This is a genomic window from Arcicella rigui (assembly GCF_034929435.1).
In the GTDB taxonomy this organism is placed as follows: Bacteria; Bacteroidota; Bacteroidia; order Cytophagales; family Spirosomataceae; genus Arcicella; species Arcicella rigui.
Genome location: NZ_JAYFUM010000003.1, coordinates 1 through 22077, shown reverse-complemented (window position 1 = coordinate 22077; position 22077 = coordinate 1). Strand labels below are relative to the sequence as shown.

At 36.4% G+C, this 22077-nt stretch carries 21 protein-coding genes; 13 read left to right on the top strand and 8 right to left on the bottom strand.

Going from position 1 to position 22077, the window contains the following annotated elements; genetic code table 11:
• Positions 1-309 precede the first annotated feature (309 nt).
• On the top strand, positions 310-1041 hold the full coding sequence (locus tag VB248_RS02315; RefSeq protein ID WP_323295118.1) for a tetratricopeptide repeat protein: 732 nt from the start codon (positions 310-312) through the stop codon (positions 1039-1041).
• A gap of 141 nt (positions 1042-1182) precedes the next feature.
• Here the strand turns inward: VB248_RS02315 and VB248_RS02310 are convergent, their stop codons facing one another.
• Positions 1183-3627: an endonuclease MutS2 gene (locus VB248_RS02310; protein WP_323295117.1), complete on the bottom strand. Its 2445-nt coding sequence runs from the start codon at positions 3625-3627 to the stop codon at positions 1183-1185.
• 130 nt (positions 3628-3757) lie between these two features.
• Positions 3758-4096 carry a DUF952 domain-containing protein gene (locus tag VB248_RS02305; protein ID WP_323295116.1) on the bottom strand — a complete coding sequence of 113 codons (339 nt, stop codon included), beginning with the start codon at positions 4094-4096 and terminating at the stop codon, positions 3758-3760.
• A 50-nt stretch (positions 4097-4146) separates the two neighbouring features.
• Between VB248_RS02305 and VB248_RS02300 the strand changes: the two genes are divergently transcribed.
• On the top strand, positions 4147-5247 hold the full coding sequence (locus tag VB248_RS02300; RefSeq protein ID WP_323295115.1) for an NAD(P)/FAD-dependent oxidoreductase: 1101 nt from the start codon (positions 4147-4149) through the stop codon (positions 5245-5247).
• A 168-nt stretch (positions 5248-5415) separates the two neighbouring features.
• On the opposite strand, the gene VB248_RS02295 is transcribed toward VB248_RS02300, so the two are convergent.
• A complete protein-coding gene (locus VB248_RS02295; RefSeq protein ID WP_323295114.1) occupies positions 5416-5874 on the bottom strand; it encodes an Lrp/AsnC family transcriptional regulator in 459 nt (152 codons plus the stop codon).
• A 230-nt stretch (positions 5875-6104) separates the two neighbouring features.
• Here VB248_RS02295 and ald point away from each other — a divergent pair, with 230 nt between their 5' ends.
• Positions 6105-7217 carry an alanine dehydrogenase gene (ald, locus tag VB248_RS02290; RefSeq protein WP_323295268.1) on the top strand — a complete coding sequence of 371 codons (1113 nt, stop codon included), beginning with the start codon at positions 6105-6107 and terminating at the stop codon, positions 7215-7217.
• Positions 7218-7377: 160 nt separating this feature from the next.
• Here the strand turns inward: ald and VB248_RS02285 are convergent, their stop codons facing one another.
• Positions 7378-9438 (bottom strand): carbohydrate-binding domain-containing protein, encoded by a 2061-nt coding sequence (locus VB248_RS02285; RefSeq protein WP_323295113.1) that lies wholly within the window; start codon positions 9436-9438, stop codon positions 7378-7380.
• 301 nt (positions 9439-9739) lie between these two features.
• Here VB248_RS02285 and VB248_RS02280 point away from each other — a divergent pair, with 301 nt between their 5' ends.
• The 6 genes from VB248_RS02280 to VB248_RS02255 all read left to right on the top strand — a co-directional run bounded on the left by VB248_RS02280 (position 9740) and on the right by VB248_RS02255 (position 13761).
• Positions 9740-10528 (top strand): hypothetical protein, encoded by a 789-nt coding sequence (locus VB248_RS02280; protein ID WP_323295112.1) that lies wholly within the window; start codon positions 9740-9742, stop codon positions 10526-10528.
• A gap of 584 nt (positions 10529-11112) precedes the next feature.
• The gene (locus VB248_RS02275; RefSeq protein WP_323295111.1) at positions 11113-11400 is read left to right on the top strand and encodes a hypothetical protein; all 288 of its coding nucleotides are present in this window, start codon (positions 11113-11115) and stop codon (positions 11398-11400) included.
• Positions 11401-11408: 8 nt separating this feature from the next.
• The gene (locus VB248_RS02270; protein ID WP_323295110.1) at positions 11409-11570 is read left to right on the top strand and encodes a hypothetical protein; all 162 of its coding nucleotides are present in this window, start codon (positions 11409-11411) and stop codon (positions 11568-11570) included.
• Between the two features lie 548 nt (positions 11571-12118).
• Positions 12119-12292 (top strand): hypothetical protein, encoded by a 174-nt coding sequence (locus VB248_RS02265; protein WP_323295109.1) that lies wholly within the window; start codon positions 12119-12121, stop codon positions 12290-12292.
• On the top strand, positions 12289-12585 hold the full coding sequence (locus VB248_RS02260) for a hypothetical protein (protein WP_323295108.1): 297 nt from the start codon (positions 12289-12291) through the stop codon (positions 12583-12585). Before VB248_RS02265 ends, VB248_RS02260 begins: the two co-directional genes overlap by 4 nt.
• Positions 12586-13269: 684 nt before the next feature.
• Positions 13270-13761, top strand: a complete 492-nt coding sequence (locus tag VB248_RS02255; protein WP_323295107.1) for a hypothetical protein — start codon at positions 13270-13272, stop codon at positions 13759-13761.
• 718 nt (positions 13762-14479) lie between these two features.
• On the opposite strand, the gene lipA is transcribed toward VB248_RS02255, so the two are convergent.
• Entirely contained in the window at positions 14480-15364 is an 885-nt protein-coding gene (gene lipA, locus VB248_RS02250) for a lipoyl synthase (protein WP_323295106.1), read from the bottom strand.
• Between the two features lie 147 nt (positions 15365-15511).
• The gene (locus VB248_RS02245; protein ID WP_323295105.1) at positions 15512-16318 is read right to left on the bottom strand and encodes a hypothetical protein; all 807 of its coding nucleotides are present in this window, start codon (positions 16316-16318) and stop codon (positions 15512-15514) included.
• Between the two features lie 156 nt (positions 16319-16474).
• Between VB248_RS02245 and VB248_RS02240 the strand changes: the two genes are divergently transcribed.
• Positions 16475-16888, top strand: coding sequence for an OsmC family protein (locus tag VB248_RS02240; protein WP_323295104.1), 414 nt, complete (start codon positions 16475-16477; stop codon positions 16886-16888).
• A 247-nt stretch (positions 16889-17135) separates the two neighbouring features.
• Here VB248_RS02240 and ytxJ read toward each other — a convergent pair whose 3' ends face one another.
• On the bottom strand, positions 17136-17474 hold the full coding sequence (ytxJ, locus tag VB248_RS02235; protein WP_323295103.1) for a bacillithiol system redox-active protein YtxJ: 339 nt from the start codon (positions 17472-17474) through the stop codon (positions 17136-17138).
• A 204-nt stretch (positions 17475-17678) separates the two neighbouring features.
• Between ytxJ and VB248_RS02230 the strand changes: the two genes are divergently transcribed.
• Positions 17679-18851 carry a 3-deoxy-D-manno-octulosonic acid transferase gene (locus tag VB248_RS02230; protein ID WP_323295102.1) on the top strand — a complete coding sequence of 391 codons (1173 nt, stop codon included), beginning with the start codon at positions 17679-17681 and terminating at the stop codon, positions 18849-18851.
• A gap of 5 nt (positions 18852-18856) precedes the next feature.
• A complete protein-coding gene (rsgA, locus tag VB248_RS02225; protein ID WP_323295101.1) occupies positions 18857-19780 on the top strand; it encodes a ribosome small subunit-dependent GTPase A in 924 nt (307 codons plus the stop codon).
• A 1-nt stretch (position 19781) separates the two neighbouring features.
• On the opposite strand, the gene VB248_RS02220 is transcribed toward rsgA, so the two are convergent.
• On the bottom strand, positions 19782-20576 hold the full coding sequence (locus tag VB248_RS02220) for a transglutaminase family protein (RefSeq protein WP_323295100.1): 795 nt from the start codon (positions 20574-20576) through the stop codon (positions 19782-19784).
• 451 nt (positions 20577-21027) lie between these two features.
• Here VB248_RS02220 and VB248_RS02215 point away from each other — a divergent pair, with 451 nt between their 5' ends.
• Entirely contained in the window at positions 21028-21951 is a 924-nt protein-coding gene (locus VB248_RS02215) for an ROK family protein (protein ID WP_323295099.1), read from the top strand.
• Positions 21952-22077: the final 126 nt, after the last annotated feature.

The window sequence follows — 22077 nt, the reverse complement described above, 5'->3', positions numbered from 1 at the left end:
AAAAAAATATAACAGTATAGAACAGTTAATGTTTCTTTAATGATTTGAAAATTTGATGAAGGAAAAATTGAGATGAAACGTTATAAAACAAAAAAAGGCAAATTCACCGCTACAACCTGCCTACCCTTGCTTCGGTCAAGACCTGGGGGATTCGGAGGGAGCTGGTAATTTGCCGACACAAAGATGGCAGATTTTGTTGTTTTTTCAAAACCTTCACCGCAACTTTGAGGAAAGTTTTTCTTCAATAATTCACAAAAACAGCAAAATTTGAGGGGTGACCTTTTGATTTACAGTTAATTAAATAATATTATGACAGTTAAAAATATTTTAAAAAAAATTAATCATTTTTTGGTTTTAGCCTCATTTTTGGGATTTCTGACGGCTTGTACGGGTTCTTCAGACGCTTTTATTGAAAAAGCTAAGGAACAATTAAAACAAGGAAAAGCCAAAGAAGCAGTTGAATTTTTGAATCAAGCCATCGACAAAGACCCTGAAAATGCCAAAGCCTTCAATATGCGTGGAGCAGCAAATTTTGAATTGAAAGATTACACAAACGCTCTTTTGGATTACGAACAGGCAATCAAACTCGACCCAAACAACTATCAACCTTACTTCAACCGTGCCTCGGTAAAAATGGAAAAATCTGATTGGGAAGGAGCGTTTCAAGATTGTTCAAAAGCTATTTCGATGCAACCCGATACGGCTGAGTTGTATGTAAAAAGAGGAATTATTTTGGCGGCTTTACAAAAAACAGAGGAAGCAATTGTCGATTTCGACAAAGCCATTAAGCTAAATCCCAATGAAACAAACGCATTGTACAACCGTGGTAATATTTACTTCCAGTTGGGTGAATTAGCTCGTGCAGAATCAGATTTTATGGCAGCCGTGAAAGCCGACCAGCAATTTGGAAAGGCATATTATGCGTTGGGAATTGTTCAGCAGAAAAAAGGTCAATCAGATGATAGTTGCCTGAGTTTCAAAATGGCAAACCGATTAGGCTATCCTGATGCCAAAGAAGCAATTAAGGCTTTTTGTAAATAAATGCTATTGATAAGATTTGGCAAATTTAAAATTTGTCAAATCTTATCAATGCGAAAAGATAAAAGTAAACTATAATATAGCTAAACAACTAATTTTTAGAACCTTAAAGACATAATTCATATCTAATAATTCATAATTCTATTATCGCATACTCACCAAAGTAACCCCCGCTCCTCCTCTATCTGCGTGTTCATCTTGTGTGCTGGCAACTTGCTTATAGCCTCTAAGATGCTGACGAATGAGATTTCTCAAAATTCCATCACCTTTTCCGTGAACAATTCTAAGTTCATCATAACCAACCATGATGGCGTCATTCATAAACCTATCTACTTCTACCAAAGCTTCTTCGCCACGTTTTCCACGTAAGTCAAGATTGAATGAAAAATTCATCAATTTATCATTCATATCAACGCCCACAATTTTGGTACTTGATGAAATTTTCTGTTTGTATTCTTTGCGAGAAATTTTTTCTAAACGATTGATTTTTACCGTTGTTTTCAAATCGCCAATGGCAATTTCGGCATCTTTTCCACGCAAACTCAATACTTCTCCTAAAGCTTCCTGACCTTTGATTCTGACCAAAGAACCCACAGAAATTTCGCCTAAAATCACTTCAATTTCTTCACGCTCTTCTTTTTCTTTCTCCTCTTTTGGTGTTGGCTTTTTCGCAACAGGATTTACTTTTTCAAGTACTAAGCTTTCTTGAAAATCCACTAAATCTTGTCGGATTTCTTTGGTTGCCAGTTTCTCCGCTCCTTGCTCACGAATTTCCTTAATCGTTGCTTCGATTTTTTGGTTTGTATTCTTAATTAATTCTTTCGCTTGGATTTTGGCAGTATTTAAAATCGTTTTCTTTTCTGTTTCTAAATACGATTTCAACGAGTTGTATTGCTCTAATAATTGGTCAAGTTTGCGTTGTTTTTGGGCATTTTCAACGTTTTTATCCGCAAATACTTTCTTTTCAATTTCTAATTCTTTGATAAGCTTTTCAAAACTTACTTGCTGATTACCAATTTTTTGCTTTGATTTATCAATAATTGCTTTTGGCAAACCAATTTTATAAGCAATTTCTATCGCAAAAGAACTTCCCGGCTTCCCGATTTCCAATTCATACAAAGGCTCAAGGTGTTCGGCATCGTAACGCATCGCTCCGTTGACCAATCCTTTTGTTTTATCGGCAAAGGTTTTGAGGTTTGTATAGTGCGTATTGATTGCTCCATAAGCTCCCGAACGATTCAAATCTTCCAGAATACTCTCGGCAATTGCCCCGCCCAAAGTGGGTTCTGTACCTGTTCCAAATTCATCAATCAAAAACAAAGTTTTTCTATCCGAATTAATCAAAAAGTACTTCATGTTCGTCAGGTGCGATGAATAAGTACTTAAATCGTTTTCCAAACTTTGCTCATCGCCAATATCAATAAATACACTTCTGAAAATTCCAATCGTAGAATACTCCGACATTGGCACTAACAAACCGCACTGATACATATATTGCACCAAGCCCAAAGTTTTTAATGTTACCGACTTCCCTCCTGCATTTGGACCAGAAATCAATAAAATTCTTTGTTCTGAATCCAATTTTATCGTCAGTGGCTGTACTTTTTTTCCTTGTTTTTTGAAAGAAAGAAACAACAAAGGATGAACCGCATTTTTCCAATCTACGATTTGGCTATTCAAACTGAGCGGTGCTACTCCATTGATTTCAATTGCCAAGCGAGCTTTTGCTCTGATAAAATCTATGATGCCCAGAAAAGTATAAGCTTTTCGCAAAACGGGAACGTGTGGACGTACTCTCGTGGTGAGTTCCATCAAAATTCTGATGATTTCACGTCTTTCGGCTGATTCTAATTCACGGATTTCGTTATTGGCTTCCAGTACTTCGGTCGGTTCTAAAAATACAGTTTTGCCAGTATCAGATTCATCATGAACGAAGCCTTTAATTTTACGTTTGTGTTCGGCAGCGATAGGAATTACCATTCTTCCGCCACGCAAAGTCAAAGAAAAATCGTCAGAAACCCAGCCGTTTGAACGGGCATTTTTCAGAATACTTTCTAATTTTTTACGTAAGTCTAATTCCTGACTTTGAATTCTACGACGAATACTTTGTAATTCGGGACTGGCATTGTCTTTCAGTTTACCACGGTCGTCGATTACTTTGTCTAAAGAATCCAAGATTTGACGAAGATTCAAATCAGCCGAAAAAGCCGTTCCGACTAATTCTCTCAATTGCGGATAGGCTTCTGGTTCTTTATTATCAAAAAAACGCAAACACTCTTGGATGGTTCTAAGCGAAAGTTTGAGGTCGAAAAACTCTTCTTCCGTCAAGAAAGCACCTTCAATTGCCACTTTTGAAAGTTGAAGATTTACGTCAAGATAATTCTGTGAAGGAAAAGCTTGAGGCTCAAAAGCCAAAATATCTTTCATTTCGGCTACTTGCCGAATCATTTTTTGAATTAAATCGTAATTATCTGCAAATCGGATTTTGTTGACAAAGGCTCTTCCCAGCGAACTCACACACAATTCGTTCAAGTGTTCTCTGATGCGGTCGAATCCTAATTTTTGTTCTATATTTTGTGGGTATAACATGCTTTTAAAATAATTTCTTTCAATAAAACCACTAAACATTGCACAAAGTTCTGAGGTTTAATTACTAAAGAAACCCCGTGAAGTAAAAATTACTTACGGGGTTTCTGAAATCTTACCATTGAATTTTGTGCTATTCAGTAGGAAAAGTAAAAGTTCCGTCTGGATTTGGGTACAAATCTTCAACTTTTGTAATGGCACTTTTGTTGAGTCTGCCGTATAAATGCGGAAAAGTTCCGCCATGAGGAACGTCTTCAAAACGAGTTTCGGCCGTCAAAGCATCAATGTCAAGATGCAATAACAACAAATGAGCTTTGCCTACAAAATAATTGTTGAGCGTACCCTGTACTTGCCCAAAAGTAGAAAGGTGAATAAATTTTTCTACGGCAAGGGTTTCAGATTCATAATAATCTAAATCCGAAAATTCAGCCCACCACTCTGGACTCACGATGTGATAAAGTCTTGGTTTCATAAGTTAAATTTACTACATTGTTCTGAGCTAATTGGAAAAAATCTAAAATTATGTACGACATCATCATTGTTGGCGGCGGTTTAGCTGGACTCGTCAATAGTATTTTACTTTCAAAAGCTGGCAAAAAAGTATTATTGATTGAAAGGAAAAGCTATCCTTTCCACCGTGTATGTGGCGAATACATTTCCAACGAAACCCGACCATTTTTAGCGTCATTGGGTGTTGATTTCAGTCTGCTAAATTATAAAGAAATTTCCCGTTTTCAATTTACTTCACCTTCGGGCAAAGTACTTGAAACCCAACTTGACTTAGGAGGTTTTGGTATCAGTCGCTACACATTTGATGAAATTTTGTATCAATTAGCCCAAAAAGCTGGCGTCGAATTTTTATTAGAAAAGAGCGTTGAAAATGTTGAATTTCAGGATAATCATTTCACCGTAAGTACCAGTACTAACAATTTTGAAGCTCGCTATGTAATTGGTTCTTATGGAAAAAGAACGAAATTAGATGTTACTTTAAAGCGTGATTTTTTCGGAAAAAGAAGTCCTTACATTGGTGTAAAGTATCATATTAAAACCGATTTTCCGAAAGATTTAATTGCCCTACATAATTTCAAAAATGGCTATTGTGGGATTTCTGCCATCGAAGGCGACAAGTATTGTCTTTGTTATTTAACAACCCGTGAAAACCTCCGCCAACACGGTACAATTGCCGAAATGGAGAAAAACATTCTCTGGAAAAATCCTCATCTTAAAAAGATATTTACGGAATCTGAATTTCTTTACGACAAACCAGAAGTAATTAATGAAATTTCGTTTGCTCCAAAAACGACTATCGAAAATCATATTTTAATGGTTGGCGACGCTGCGGGCTTGATTACGCCTTTGTGTGGCAACGGTATGGCAATGGCGATTCATGGAGCGAAAATTTTATCTGAACATCTTTTAAAGTACTTTAATGACAGAGAGCAATTAGAAAAAAATTATCAAAAAGCATGGCAAAAAACCTTTGCTCAAAGACTTTGGGTCGGCAGAACGGTTCAGCAATTATTCGGGAATGAAGTACTTTCTGAAATTGCTTTGTTGAGCTTAAAGAACTTCAAACCTGCCTTGGGAATGATTATTAGGGCTACGCATGGGAAAGTGATTTGATTTGGGATGTGGGATTTCGGATTTCGGTCGTCGGCTATCGGATTGATTTTGAATTTGGGATTTCAGATTTCGGCTTTCGGATGTCATCTTTATTTTTGTACTTCACCGAAAGAAATTATTAGCTATCAATAAAAATGAAAGCCGAAATCTGAAGACCGAAATCCGAAATCATAAAGGCAACACCGTCGTATTCTTCACTTCCGACATCACGAAGGAACTGCTGATGTGAGCTACACTTTGAAGTGCTGACAATTTTTTTTGATAGAATTCATTATAAGCCTCCATATTTTTGGCGATGATTTTTACTAAATAATCATAACTTCCAGAAACTACACTGCACTCTATCACTTCTGGAAATTGCTTGATTGCCTCCTCAAATTCTTCAAAATGGTTTTTCTGTTGCTTGTCCAAAGTAATACTACAATAAACAACAAGCGGATTTCCCAGCTTTTTTTTGTTCAAAATAGTTACATACTTCTCAATGATTTCCTCTTGTTCCAACCTTTTGATGCGGTCGTGGGTGGGTGTCATCGACAAATTAATCTGTTTTGAGATTTCTTTTATCGTCAATTGAGCATTCTCCTGCAATAATTGAAGAATGCGTAAATCTGTTCCGTCTAAAGTCATAAAGAAAAAATTACTTTAATGAATCTTAATGATTTATTAACACAGTATTTTTTACTGCACAATATGTAAATATATATCACAATTTCTTATTTATTGACAATTTACAAAACTATTTCCTGTAATAGTAACTTTGTATCCACTTCATTTACGAACACAATCTGTGATTCTGTTATTGAAGTGTAATGTTTAATAACAGAAAAGCAGATTTAAACCCCAAACCCCAAAAAGCCATGATTATCGGTGTACCAAAAGAAATTAAGAATAATGAGAACCGTGTAGCATTAACACCTGCTGGTGTAGCAGAATTTAAGAAAAATGGACATACTGTTTATATCCAAACACAAGCGGGTTTGGGAAGTGGTTTTTCGGATGAGGAATATGTAAAAGCTGGAGCAAGTATCTTACCAACTATCGAAGAAGTATATGCCATTGCTGAAATGATTTGCAAAGTAAAAGAGCCGATTGCTTCTGAATATAATTTAATCAAAGAAAATCAGTTACTTTTTACTTACTTCCACTTTGCTTCTTCTGAGCCATTAACACATGCAATGATTGAACGCAAAGCAATTTGTTTGGCTTATGAAACTGTTGAGAAAACTGACCGTTCTTTGCCCTTATTAATTCCGATGTCGGAAGTAGCAGGTAGAATGGCAATTCAAGAAGGAGCGAAATACTTAGAGAAACCTATGGGCGGAAGAGGTATTTTATTAGGCGGTGTAGCAGGTGTAAAACCAGCCAATGTATTGGTTTTAGGTGGTGGAATCGTAGGAACGCAAGCAGCTAAAATGGCAGCAGGTTTAGGAGCAAACGTAACGATTATGGATATTAGCTTGCCACGTTTACGTTATCTGGAAGATGTGATGCCTGCCAATGTTGATACGGTAATGTCGAACGAGTATAATGTTCGTGAAGCGATTAAAGTTTCTGATTTAATTATCGGAGCGGTATTAATTCCGGGAGCAAAAGCACCACATTTGATTACTCGTGATATGTTGAAAGAAATGCGTGAAGGAACAGTTTTAGTTGACGTTGCAGTTGACCAAGGTGGTTGTATCGAAACTTGTCAGCCAACAACACACGAAAATCCTACTTTTGTGATTGATGGCGTTGTACATTACTGTGTAGCCAATATGCCTGGTGCAGTTCCTTATACTTCTACTTTGGCTTTGACAAACGCTACTTTACCTTATGCACTTCAATTAGCCAACAAAGGTTGGAAAAAAGCTTGTGCGGATAACGAAGAATTGAAAAAAGGCTTGAATGTGGTAGCTGGAAAAATTGTTTACAAAGGCGTGTCTGATGCTTGGGGCTTGGAGCTTTCAAGTCTTGAGAGTGTATTGTAGTTTTTAGTTGTGAGCCTTGAGCTATGAGCTATCAGCCTTCGGCTTTTTGCTTTAGGAATAAAATTGAAGGAAATACAAATCCCCTTAGCTTTAAAAAGCTAAGGGGATTTTTTATTTTTAAGTACTTTCAAACAGTATTAGGACGAATAATAAAAAGTTTTTAGAAAGTAATGGTATTAACAGTACTTGAACTCGATGTCGTTGGAGATGATTTTAAGGTTGCACCAGAGTTAGAGTACGTTCCACCTGTGTATAATCCCCAATCAGATGTATTGCCAATAAAACTACCTCCTGTGTAAGTTCCACCATAATAAATTTTATACTGAGCACCTTTCGCTAAACTTGGATGAGAAAAATGGAAGTAAGAAGAAGCAGTTTTAGGTTTAAATGTGGCAAGGTCTTTACCAGAAGCATCTTCAATATGAAATAAAGAAGATGTGGCTACCGTGGCACTTGATTTCATAAAAAAGCCAACTTGTGTGGAAGCTGTACTCATCGCTTTAGTCATGTTACTGGCTGGTTCTGCTCCCATCAACGTGCCTCCATTCACTAAGAAACTGCCGTTTACATCAATGTCTTCCTCACGGCTTCCATTACAAATCACCACTCCTCCACTGATAGTAAAGTTACCATTACTATCTATCGCATCAGAACCTGACACTATCAATACGCCGCCTGTTACTTTCAAATGGCTATTATCATTTGATTCTGTTCCCCCTGATACTGTTCCATAAGTTGCATTTATACCATCGTTAGTGGCGGTAAGGTTACAAACTCCTCCTGCAATGGTAATAAAAATAGATTCCATCGCCTCATACGATTTTGTCACGTTGATTGTTCCATCATTTAACGTAATAGAAGTACCTGATTTGAGTCCGTCATCAGAAGCGGAGATATTCAGTTCACCCTTATTCATCACAAAAGCACCATCACTTTTAAAACCTTTTGCCTCACTGGTATTAGCTGAATTGTAAGTAAAAGTTGTTCCAGTAGTGGTAATAGTACTTGTTCCTCCATTAATGGTTGCCGTACCATCCACTGTAACTCCTTTTCCTCCAACACCAGTACTTGAAACGATTAACGTACCTCCATTGATAATTAAATTCTTATCACAATTGATACCTGATGGAGCTGCAATATCGGCATCTGTGGTATTGTAATAAGCTGCCCCAGAAGTAGTGATTTTTAAAGTACCTGCTGACAAAGTAAAATCACCATTTGTTTTGATACCTTTTGCCCCTTTACCAGAAACACTCAACGTAATAGCATCAGACGTTTCGATGGTTGTATAGCTTACACTTTTAATTGCATTTCCTTTCTCGCCAGTAGTAGTTACATTGATAGTACCGCCTGTGATAGAAATAAAGGGCATAATGGCTGTGTCTGTACCCTCATAAGATGTCGTTATGCCATCATCAACACTATTTATGGTAATATTTCCACCGCTGATATTAATATAGCCTTCTTCACAGTCGATACCGTCGGAAGCAGAGGTAATGTTGAGTGTTCCACCTTCCATCTTAAAATAATCGTTGGCATGAATTCCGTCTGAAACAGTTTTAGTAACTGTTATCGTTCCGCTTTTTATGGCTACATAATCGTCAGAAGCGATAGCGTGTTTGTTGTTTGCGGTGATAGACAAAGCTCCACTTCCTTCAAAACTCAATTGACCTTCGCTGAACAAAGTACCTTTTTGGTCTTCTGAACTTGTGGCGTAATTTGAGCCATCCACCAAACGGTTGTTAGTCCCACTCAATACATTTACGGTCACTTTTTTGCCCGACTGAATATTAATGGCTGGTCCAGTGCTGTTAATCAAACTTACACCGTTGAGTACAAGATTAAATTTATAATCACTATAAATTTTCAAGCTACCATTCGTTGCCGAACCCGTCACCACATAATTTACTTCAGTAGAAGTTGTAGTAGAAGTAACCACCACATTTCCGTTGGTCACACTTACTTTTACGCCTGCACTTTCCATTGTGTTAGTAACAGTGGCAGAAGTGCCAGAGTACTTAATCACCACTGAATTGCTGAAGGTAGTGTCTTTACTAACGGTAGTAAAGTCGCCATCTACTACCGTAGTTGTGCCAGTAGTATCGGTAACCGTTTCAACTACTTCATCTTCTACATCTTGTTTACAGGACTGAAATACTGCCATGCCACAGAAGATTCCTAACAAGGAAAGGGCATAGATAAACTTGTGCTTAGTCATCATAAAAGGATTTTTATATTGGTTAAATAAAGTATATGGTTGTGTGAAGCAGAAGTGAGAGATACTATCGAACAATAGAATGAAGAATTTTTCAGAAAAATCAGGCTTGATGTTCAATGAAGATGTATTTCTTTTCTAATCACTATCAGTATGACCGTCAAAAAGAATGAAGCGTTGCAGGAATATTTTAAATAAATGGGATTTTTGCCTATCTATAATTTTGTAAATTTCTAAGAAATTGACAATCTGAACAAAAACTAACTTTATCAGTTTCACTTTTAACCATTTATAAAAAAAATTTACGATGCTGTACTTTCTCGAAAACCTCAAAATAAAGAATGAGCCATTATTTTATTTTGGCTTATTATGTTTTATTTTTTCTTTGATTTTTTTAGTATTATCTAAAATCAGCCACACACAAGTCTTTAATGTAAGTGCTTGGATAAAGCCTTTTAAATTTTCATTTTCTATCTTTTTATATGCTTGGACGACGGCTTGGTTTTGTTCTTACTTACCTTCTTTCAATACAAGTATCTTCAATTGGGCAGTTATTATTTTATTGGGTTTTGAAATCGTTTATATTGCAATTCAAGCCAGTAGAGGGCAATTGTCGCATTTCAATCAAAGTAGTCCATTGTATGCGGTACTGTATTCGATGATGGCAATCGCCGCCACCTTGATTAGCTTTTATACTGCCTATATTGGCGTTTTATTCTTCAAGAATAACTTTCCCGATTTACCTGATTATTATGTTTGGTCTATTCGCTTGGGGATCATCCTCTTTGTGATTTTTTCTCTTGAAGGTTTTGTGATGGGAGCAAAATTAACGCATACCATCGGTGGTCCAGATGGCGGTGAAGGGATTCCACTTTTGCATTGGAGTAAGCAATTTGGCGACCCACGCATCGCTCATTTTATCGGTATGCACGCCATACAGGTACTTCCCGTACTTTCTTATTATTTCTTAAAAGATACAAAACTTACTTTCGGGCTTGCCATTTTATATACTTTTCTGGCAGTTTTCACTTTAGTACAAGCTTTACAAGGCAAAGCTTTTTATCCTTTTAAACAAAATATTGAAAGAAAGCTCTAAGATTTCCTTCCTAAAAGTTGGAGCGAACTTTCACAACGCAATATTTCTTCCCTCCAAATTGGAGCGAACTTTCACAACACAATATTTCCTTCCTCCAAATTGGAGCGAGCTTTCATCACATAATGTTTCTTCTGTTTCAGTTACCAAAGATATTGACAGCTAAACTTTGTTTTTTAATTAAAACGTCATCCCTCGCTTGGCGTAGTGTTTTTCACTACGTCAGTGTGTCAGACCTTCTTAGAAGGCAACGCTTAGTCTGCGACTGATAGAATAAGTACATAAGTACACAGCTTGAGAATAATTATAAAATGCTCTGCATTTTTGCAATGTAACATTGCAGTTCACTCTGACGTAGTGTAGGAACACTACGCCAAGCGAGGGGTTGGCATATTAGGGAATGGCTTAGAGGGGTTTGCAGAAGGAAGTAAAAATAAATTAAAATTAGGAACAAACGTTAGCTTTGGACTTGTAAAAGGTGGAGGTGGTGCATTAAAATTAAAAAACCGACAAATTTAAATTTAGATTTAAGCAGTAAAGGAACACATACTGTTTCAACAACCGCTACAGGACAAAATTAAACTTGTATGAAAAAAATAGGAGAGGGAATATACATAAATGTCAGCCCTGAAAAAATAACAATAACTAAGTCTCTTTCACTATGGAGTAAAATTATTCTATTAATTGGTTTTGTTGTGTCTATAATGTACTGGAGAAATGATTTTTTAACAGGAGGCATGATTTTTCTTAATATTTTAGGTAGTTTGCATAGAGAACATATTGAAATAGATATTAAGAACAAAATATTAAATCAGTATTCAAAACTTCTATTTTGTAAGTATTTTGAAAAAAACAATTATTTACAGGCTCAGTAAAATTTGATGTGAGAAGAGAAGAGTTTGGAGATGCTGACATGGGATTAAGAACTGCCTATGCACTTTATTTTAAGAGTAATTTTGAAAAAAGTATTCTTCAATTTGATTTTTCTGATACTGGCGAAAAACTTCTAACTACTTTATCATCATCTGGTCCAAGTGCTCATTAGATTTGACAGATTTTTGTCGTTGTTGGTGTTTTTTTCACCAACAACCTGTGCGACAGCAACGCCCTCGCTTGGCGTAGTGTTTTTCACTACGTCAGTGTGTCAGACCTTCTTAGAAGGCAACGCTTAGTCTGCGACTGATAGAATAAGTACACAGCTTGAGAATAATTATAAAATGCTCTGCATTTTTGCAATGTAACATTGCAGCTCACTCTGACGTAGTGTAGGAACACTACGCCAAGCGAGGGTGGGATGGTCCAATTGGTAGTCTACCTACCTCTCAAGACCAATTAAATAATGGCTCTGGTAAATATCAATTATTATTTGAAGGGTGGAGTAAAATAAACTTTAATTGGGCTGAGAATGTTAGTTGTAGTGCAGGATTTTATGGATGTAATACTGGAAATGATAATTATGCTGGTGGTACAAAGGGGGCTTCTTTCACAACAAGGCTTTCTGCACAACCCAATTTTAGAAATGTTGATGTCATAGGTCAATCTTCATCCAGTTATCCTTCAATTTATACAGATTATAGAGAGACAACATCCGAAATGAGAGATGGAAATTTCTCGGGGCAAAATACTTACATGGTCTCTGCTCCACCATTGGGAATGTTTGGCAGTTGGCAATCAACCCCTGCTAATCCTATTCGAGTAAGTCGAAACGGAAGAGGGACAACAAATTCAAATGGAAGCCCAATTTATCAAAAAGGTAAGAAAAAATGAAAAAAATAACGAAACCTAAAATAATATTCTTTGTAATATTAACCACTTTATTTGGATACACATTATATTGGAATTCAAACTATTATATCATTTCTCATAGATGGCAAGCCACACAAGGAAGTGAAATAGGTGATTTTATTTTTTTCCCAAAACCAGATGATAATGATTTTATAAAAGAGAATACCATATATCTTAATGGGAAACCACATTGTAAAATTATTTTCTGTTTCAATGAAACTCTTTTTTTATCTGACTTAGATGGTAAATATAAAGTTAAATATATTGCTAAATAACGTTTTTTCCCCCCCGCTCGGCGTAGCGACCCACAAAAAACGATTTTTGCACAAAAGTCAAACAACCGATATTTTTACCTTTGAAAACAAAGAGCAAAAGCCGTAAAACTATTGATATTTCCAATTTCGTGGCGTAGCGTGGCATAGCGACTGTTCGCCGTTGCGATAGTAGTCAAGTCAATATTTGATAGGTTATGTTTTACTTTTTTAGAGCATAAACTTCGTTAGGAAGAGTATTTTATTTTTAGACTATCCTACTTTGTTTTCATTTTACTTATCTAAAATACTGGTGAGAGATGAAACAAAAATCGAATCACAAAAAGGTAAAACTATCCCTCGCTCGGCGTAGTGTTTTCACTACGTCGTTGTGTTCGCCAATCTCATGATTGGCAAAATGCGATAGTATTTCATAAGGGAGTGTTAGGCGAAGAGTCACTTGTACCCTCGCTTGGCGTAGTGTTTTTCACTACGTCAGTGTGTCAGACCTTCTTAGAAGGCAACGCTTAGTCTGAGACTGATAGAATAAGTACATACATACACAGCTTGAGAATAATTATAAAATGCTCTGCATTTTTGCAATGTAACATTGCAGTTCACTCTGACGTAGTGTAGGAACACTACGCCAAGCGAGGGAAGCTGCAAGGACTGGTGCTAAAATATGCACACCATTCACCTTTTCGTTTGATGCAAGTATTGGAATTAGAGCAACTTATACTAAAAAAGATGAGTAATAAAATTGAAATTAGCAGATATGATATAAAAGTTTCACAAGTTATGACTTGGACTTTTACACTATTATTTTTAATAGTTTCTACAGGTATAATGTTTTCCTCATTTACCCTAAATGGGCTGTATGTTGTTATTTTAATATTATTTATTATCATAATGATAAATAAAGCAAGTGCCAAAATGTGGAACATTTGGTATGAGAATGGTTTTTTGCATATTCAAAATATTTATACTACACGAAAAGTATCTGTTAATCAATTTAAAAAAATTGAAATGACAAGTGTTTTTAATAATTCATATACACTTTATTTGTATGATGACACAAAGTATCAATTTAGGATTAAACAAACTGATGACTTAGTGTTGTTTTTCAAGACTGACCCACAGTTTTATGCTAAAAAAATAACACAAATACTCAATGATGTAAAGCAAAATCCCGCTCTTTGAGATGTTCCGAAGGACATCTCTATCTAGCGACCCACAAAAAACGCTTTTTGCACTATATCGGACAACCGATAGTTTTGTAATTGAAAACAAAGAGCAAAAGCCGTAAAACTATTGATATTTCCCCGCTTGGCGTAGTGACCCACAAAACGATTTTTGCACAAAAGTCAAACAACCGATATTTTTACCTTTGAAAACAAAGAGCAAAAGCCCTCGCTTGGCGTAGTGTTTTTCACTACGTCAGTGTGTCAGACCTTCTTAGAAGGCAACGCTTAGTCTGCGACTGATAGAATAAGTACATACGTACACAGCTTGAGAATAATTATAAAATGCTCTGCATTTTTGCAATGTAACATTGCAGTTCACTCTGACGTAGTGTAGGAACACTACGCCAAGCGAGGGCAAAGCTTTTTTTCCTTTTATACAGAATATTGAAAGAAAGCTCTAAGATTTTCTTCCTCCAAATTGGAGCGAACATTCACAACGCAATATTTCTTCCCTCCAAATTGGAGCGAACTTTCACAACACTATATTTCCTCCCTCCAAGTTGGAGCAAGCTTTCACAACACAATATTTCTTCCCTCCAAGTTGGAGCAAGCTTTCACAACACAATATTTCTTCCCTCCAAGTTGGAGCAAGCTTTCGTGACGAAATGTTTGTCCCTAAAACGCCAAAAGCCCCAGTAAAACTGAGGCTTTTGTATTAAATCAAGATATTTTTCTTAAATATGTCTTTCAGCATGATAGCTTGAACGCACCAATGCACCCGACTCTACATATTGAATACCACGCTTTAATCCTTCTTCTTTGTACATCGCAAAAGTATCTGGATGAATCCATTCAATTACTTCATGGTGCATTTTAGTAGGTTGGAGGTATTGTCCTAATGTCAAAACATCTAAACCATTTTCTACTAAATCATCCATTGCTTTGAATACTTCGTCTTGTGTTTCTCCCAAACCCAACATAATACCTGTTTTGGTTCTTTTTCCAAATTCTTTGGTACGCTTGGTTTGTTCTAATGAACGTGCATATTTTGCTTGTGGACGTACATTTCTGTACAAACGCTCTACGGTTTCCATGTTATGCGAAACTACTTCTTGTCCGCCTTCAATCATTCGGTAAAGTGCATCCCAATTTCCTTTTGTATCAGGAATCAAAGTTTCAATCGTTGTTTTGGGAGAAGCTTCTTTCACTTGTACAACGGTTTGATACCAAATTTCAGCACCACGGTCTTTTAATTCATCACGGTTTACCGAAGTAATTACAGCGTGTTTAACACCCATCAATTTGATGGCTTCTGCTACACGGCGTGGCTCGTCGGCATCATATTCGTTCGGGCGACCAGTCGCTACGGCACAAAAAGTACAAGAACGTGTACAAACGTTGCCTAAAATCATAAAGGTTGCCGTACCAGCTCCCCAACACTCGCCCATATTTGGGCAATTTCCTGATTGACAAATGGTATGTAGTTTGTATTCATCTACAATATTACGTACCCTTGCATACTCCTGACCAATCGGCAGTTTTACTCTTAACCAACTTGGTTTTTTAGAATGCTTCGAGGCTGTCTCCGCTTTCGGAGCTATTACTGGTAGTTCTATCATCGTCTGTCTATTCCTTGAACAATACTATTATGCTACAAAGTTAAATGCTATTAAAATAAAAACGTCAGGAAAATGAAATTGGTTTACATTTTCCTGACGCTATTTTTAAATATTACCTTGTTTTAGGATAAAATTAGGTTGAAATAACTAATTTTTTCCACCAAAATAGAGTGTCAAATAACCTGAAGTAAATACTTTTTGATTTTCGGCAAAAGACATAATATTGATATTTCGCTGATAGATTTCGGCTAAAAAGCCAATTTCTAAACTAATATTCGACTGGCGAAAAGCATCTAATTCAAAGTTAAGAGCCGCTTTGATATTTGCTCCCGGCACAATTTTAGAATTCCCCAAACCTTCAAAAAAACCACCAGTACCTGCGATATTAGTTACATTGTGTTTGTTGGGGTCATATACTTCATCTCTAAAAATACCTCTTCCGTAATAAATCTGAAGATAATAAGGTTTTTCTAAACCGATAGTGGGTCCACCTGCAATAATTCCACTTACGCTTACTCCTCCATCAGACGAACGGTGAAACAAATTAAACTCACGTCCGTATTGCGGGCGAATAGCAAACAAATAGTTTTGTTTACCATAAGTATAACTGCTACCATTGCCTCCTACATTAACAGAGCTTTGTTTTGGGTGATTCACATTCACAAGCTCAAGACCAAAGTAATGTAACTGATGTAAACTTGAACCACTGTTAATCACAATTTCTTTTTTAGCCGCAAAACCGCCTAATAAGCCCGAATTTGTATTGGTAGTTATACCAAAAGATAAGATTGAGTGATAGTTATTTTCATCGACTACTTCTTTCTCTTTGGCTTTTGTAGGTTTTGTGGTTTTGGTAGCCGCCGGCCCGCTACTATTGCGGCGTTGAGCAGTAACGGTGTTTAGCGTAAGGAAAGCTAAAACGATGTATAAAGTAGTGCTTAGTAATTTTTTCACAATGTTTGAATCAGAATTTATATGAATGAAAAAACAGAATTGTTTGTCGATTCTTTAGGTCTTTCTTCCACTCAAAGGGATATAATTACGATAAAAATACGGAATCTGCCGTGATTTGTTTAAATTTAAAACAAAAATCATCAAATAAACAACATTATGCCCACAGTTAAAACCTCTTATTTAGGCGACCTTCGCACAGAATCTATTCATTTGCAGTCTGGTAGCCAATTAGTTACCGATGCTCCTACCGACAATATGGGTAAAGGAGAAGCCTTCTCTCCTACCGACTTATTGGCAACGGCTACGGGTACTTGTATGCTTACGACCATGGCAATTGTAGCACAACGTGACGGCATCGAGTTGGCAGGTTCTTCGGCAGAAGTAACTAAAATCATGTCGCAGACTCCGCCCAGAAAAGTGGCTCGTTTGGAAATTAACTTACAATTGAAGACAAATATTGTCCTTACTGAAGAACAAATTAAAAAATTGGAGAACACTGCTCATAAATGCCCCGTATCATTAAGCCTCCATCCAGAGGTAGAACAAGTTGTGAGTTTTGAATGGATTTAGTGATTTAGTGATTTAGTGATTTAGTGATTTAGTGATTTAGTGATTTAGTGATTTAGTGATTTAGTGATTTAGTGATTTAGTGATTTAGTGATTTAGTGATTTAGTGATTTAGTGATTAGAAAGCAGATTAATCTAAATTGAGTTCCCAAAAATTAATTTTCTTTTCATAAAATCACTAATTCACAACTCACTCAATCACAATCTAAAAAATCACTAATTCACAATTCACTCAATCACTAAATGACATCTACGCTACTTTCTCTGCCAATTCAGCAAAAGAAATGTCAAAGTGTGAAGCATCGTAAATACATTCACCATTTTGAATCACTAATACTTGTGGAGATTGGTGTTCTACGCCAAAAGTTGAAGCTATTTCTTGTGAAATCGGACGGAATTTCAATAAATCTAAATAATACGGTTTTAAGTCTCCAACGCTTTCTTGCTTCCAATTTCTTTCCAAACGATTCTTGGCAGTTGATGAGATTGAACAAGTTGTACTGTGCTTCAAAATCAAAATCGGTTGTTGCTTAGACTCCTCTTTGATTGCTTCTAATTGTGATAATTCGGTTAATTGATTCCAGTTCATGGTAATTGATTAGCGGTAATCGCTGATTCTGATTAAGTAATTGATAGAATGTTTGTTTTAATATGAAACTAATTAGCTGTAATTTTGATTCAAAATTAATTCAAATTTCATTTGTCGAAGCTACTTTATCATATTTCCATTTATTTATACCAGTGTATTATTTGGCTGGTAAGCCCTTTCAACAAAAAAGCCAAAAGTTGGCTATTGGGTAGAAAAAACTTTCATCAACAAGTAATTGACAGCGGATTTAAAGCAGAAAGCGACCGACCACTTGCTTGGTTTCATTGTGCTTCTTTGGGTGAATTTGAACAAGCTCGCCCCGTGATTGAGAAATACAAAAGTACTTTCCAGACACACAAAATTTTGCTTACGTTTTTCTCACCTTCTGGATATGAAATCCGCAAAAATTATGAAGGAGCAGATTATGTTTTTTACCTACCCATCGACACCGCCAATAATGCACGCCAGTTTATCGAAACATTTCAGCCATCTATTGCTTTTTTTGTGAAGTATGAATTTTGGTATTATTACCTCAGAACACTTGCTGAAAAAAATATTCCAACCATTTCATTTTCAGCCATTTTTAGAGCAAATCAAGTCTTCTTTAAAAACTACGGAGCTTTCAACAGAAATATTCTTACCTACTTTAGTCATATTTTTGTACAAAATAAAATTTCTCTTGATTTATTAAAAAGCATTCATATTCAAAACATTAGCATCGGCGGAGATACTCGTTTTGACAGAGTAAAACAGATTGCGGAGGCAAAAAAGCAAATTCCAATTGTAGAACAATTTAAAGACAAAAAGCCTTTACTGATTGTTGGCTCGTGCTGGGAACAAGATTTTGAAGTGATTGCTCCATTTTTGAATACTTTCAAAGAAGAACTCAAAGTAATTATCGCTCCGCACGAAATCCATGATGCAGAAATAGAAACTTGGCGAAAAAATTTACAAGCAAAAAGTATTCGTTTTTCAAGTATCAATCAAGAAAGTAATAGCTCTGTTGCTTCGGCACAAGTACTTTTTATTGATAATATCGGAATGCTTTCTTCACTGTATCAGTACGCCGAATTTGCTTGGATTGGCGGAGCTTACCGAAAAGGATTGCACAACACTTTGGAAGCTGCCACTTTTGGACTACCCATTTTTTTTGGCAATAACAATTATCAAAAATTTCAAGAAGCTGTTGATTTAATTAGGATTGGCGGAGCAAAAGCCATTGCTGATACGGCTGAATTTAAGGAACATTTTGATGAATTATACTTTAACGAAAATATAAGAAAAGGAAAATCTGAACTGATACAAAGCTACGTGCAAGAGAATTTAGGCGGAACAGACAAGATTATAAAATTTATCACAGAATTATCCATATTCTGAAAAATATGAAAGGATTAGTAATACGCTCAACGGGTTCATGGTATGAAGTGCTTGACGAAAACAAGCATGTATGGCAATGTCGTTTGAAAGGTAAATTTAAAATTCAAGGATTGAAAACTTCAAACCCCATTGCGGTTGGCGATAGAGTAGCATTTGAGATTGAGGATGAAAAAGAAAACATGGCGACCATTTTTAAAATTGAAGCTCGTGAAAATTATATCATCCGAAAATCAGTGCATAAAACAGCACAGGGACACATTTTGGCTGCCAATCTCGACCAAGCTGTACTAATTGTAACGCTAAATTATCCAAGAACTTCTTTGGGTTTTATCGACAGATTTTTGGTTTCGGCAGAGTCGTTCAGGATACCTACTACCATAGTTTTCAATAAAATTGACTTACTTTCGGACGAAGAGAAAGATTACTTAGCAGATTTGGCGGCAATGTACGAGGAAATTGGCTATCCCTGTGTGTTCACTTCTGCCGTTGGGAAAATAGGAATTGAAAGTTTTAGGAGTATTTTAAAGGATAAAATCTCTTTAGTTTCTGGGCATTCGGGTGTCGGGAAATCTACTTTGGTAAATCAGATTGCTCCAGAGTTAGATTTAAAAACAACCGAAATTTCAAGCTTCGCTAATAAAGGAGTACACACAACTACTTTTGCCACGATGTTTGAATTAGAAGAAAATACTTTTATCATCGACACGCCGGGTATCAAAGAATTGGGCTTAATTGACATCAGCAAGCAAGAATTATCTCATTTTTTTCCAGAAATGAGAGCCATGTTGGGCGAATGTAAGTACCACAATTGTAAGCATATCAATGAGCCAAAATGTGCAGTACTGGAAGCAGTTGCCGAAGGTGACATTGCTGAAAGTCGCTACAATAGTTATTTGAGTATGATGGACGATGACGATAACCGAAGATAAACTAAGCGTTTACTTCTTCAGCCACTGAAACGTTTACTTGCATTCCTAACAAGAAAATATTACCAAACTGAGTAGCCAAAGCAACGTCTGCGGCATCACGACCGTAAGCAAGTACCACACGATTTCCTTTAGGATAAGGCTGAGTGGCATCAAAAGTGTACCAACGACCACCCACGAAGGCCTCGAACCAAGCGTGTAAGTCCATCGGATACAATTCGTGCAAATAGCCCACAACCATTCTGGCAGGAATACTCAGACTTCTACATAAAGCAATACCAAGATGCGAGAAGTCACGGCAAACGCCAATTTTAGCAAAAGCAGTATCTTGAGCAGAAGTAGAAACGGTACTAAAACCATACTGATAACGAATATTATTATGAATCCAACGGCGAATAAGTTCGACTTGGTCATAACCCGGATAAGCATTACCAACAATCTGAAAAGCCAGATTTCCCATTTTATCTGATTCACAATATCTACTCGGAAGCAAATAAATAAGCTCTTCGGCAGGTAAATCTTCAATCAAGACAAACTCCGCACCCGGAGCTACGTCTATGAAATCAGCAGTTTGAACGATAGAAGAAGTAAAAACAGTGAATTTGCCGACAGGGCTTAAAATACGTTGGCATAAATTACCGTATATATCTGTGTATTCTGTGATAGGAACGCTTGGTTCAAGTACATACTCCTCTTTGATAATCCATTGACCAGCGTTACTTCTGGGACGGAGCATCAAAATTAAAGGCGTTGATGAGTAAGCCTCATAGTCGAGTTGGCAACTTATTTGCAGTTTCATGGCTTTAATGTGTTATTCATGTTATTGAAAATCTTTGAAAAATAGTAGTAGAAAATGAATAATCACGTTGAAAAAATGGTTTAAAAGGTCTATTAAATTAAAAATGACTGATTCAATTTTTTATAATCACACGGTTTTTATTCAATGAAATGTGCCGACTAATGAGCTTGTCGTTCATTCACAGCGAATATGAATAATTCATTAATTTGTTCTTCACAAAAAGATTTATAAATCAAAATTTGAGATTTCAAATTTTAGTTAAAATATAAGCTATTTTCTTCAAAAAAAGGAGAAAAATTATTTTTTTGGCATAAAAAAGAATTGATTTTTGAAGAATTTGTTTTTTTTGAAGCGTGAATTGTAAAAACTCATACTTTATCAAATGTACTCAAAAATTATTGATTAAAGTAATCCCTAATTTGTAATATTTTAATATAACTCGTAAAAAACCTTGAAAGCAAACATTACCAGCCCCGCTCACCTTTGGGGTATAGATTTAGGCGGTACGAAAATTGAATGTGCTGTATTGGACAAAGAAAACGACCTTGCCGTAATTTGTAGAAAACGCTTACCCACCGAAGCCTACAAGGGTTATCAGCATATTATCCAGCAGATTGTTAGATTAGTAGATTTGGTAGCTGAAGAAATAGGTGAATCTCCTACAAAAATTGGTTTTGCCACGCCAGGCGTACTTGACCCTGCCACCAAAACCATGAAAAACTGTAATACCGTTTGCATGAACGACCAGCCCATGCACGAAGATTTAGAAAAAGCTTTGGGTATTACCGTAAAATTGGCGAACGATGCCAATTGTTTTGCTTTGGCAGAAGCCTTGATGGGTGCAGGCAAAAATTATCCAAATGCAGAATTAGTATTCGGCGTAATTTTAGGTACTGGCGTTGGTGGAGGATTAGTAGTTCATGGAAAAATCATTAACGGACATCACGGGATTGGCGGTGAATGGGGACATAATATTCTTGAAGAAAACGGTGAACCTTGTTTCTGTGGAAAATCTGGTTGTACTGAAAAAGTAATTTCAGGCACGGCTCTTGAACAATATTACTTAACTACCAGTGGCGAGCCTGTTAGATTAAAAGAAATTTTAGAAAGACATTTAGCCAATACCGACCCTTTTGCTACGGCGACTATCGAAAGAATGTTGGAGTACTATGGTAGAGGAATTTCTACTTTGATTAATGTTTTAGACCCAGACTTAATCGTGATTGGTGGCGGTGTCGGTAACATTGATTTACTTTATACAGAAGGCTACGAGCGAATCAAGAAGTATATTTTCAATAATAAAAAATTGAGTACTCCTATCGTGAAACCACTTTTGGGAGATAGTGCTGGGGTTTTTGGAGCAGCACTATTGTAATTTCGGATTTCGGATTTCGGATTTCGGATTTCGGATTTCGGATTTCGGATTTCGGATTTCGGATTTCGGATTTCGGATTTCGGATTTCGGATTTCGGATTTCGGATTTCGGATTTCGGATTTCGGA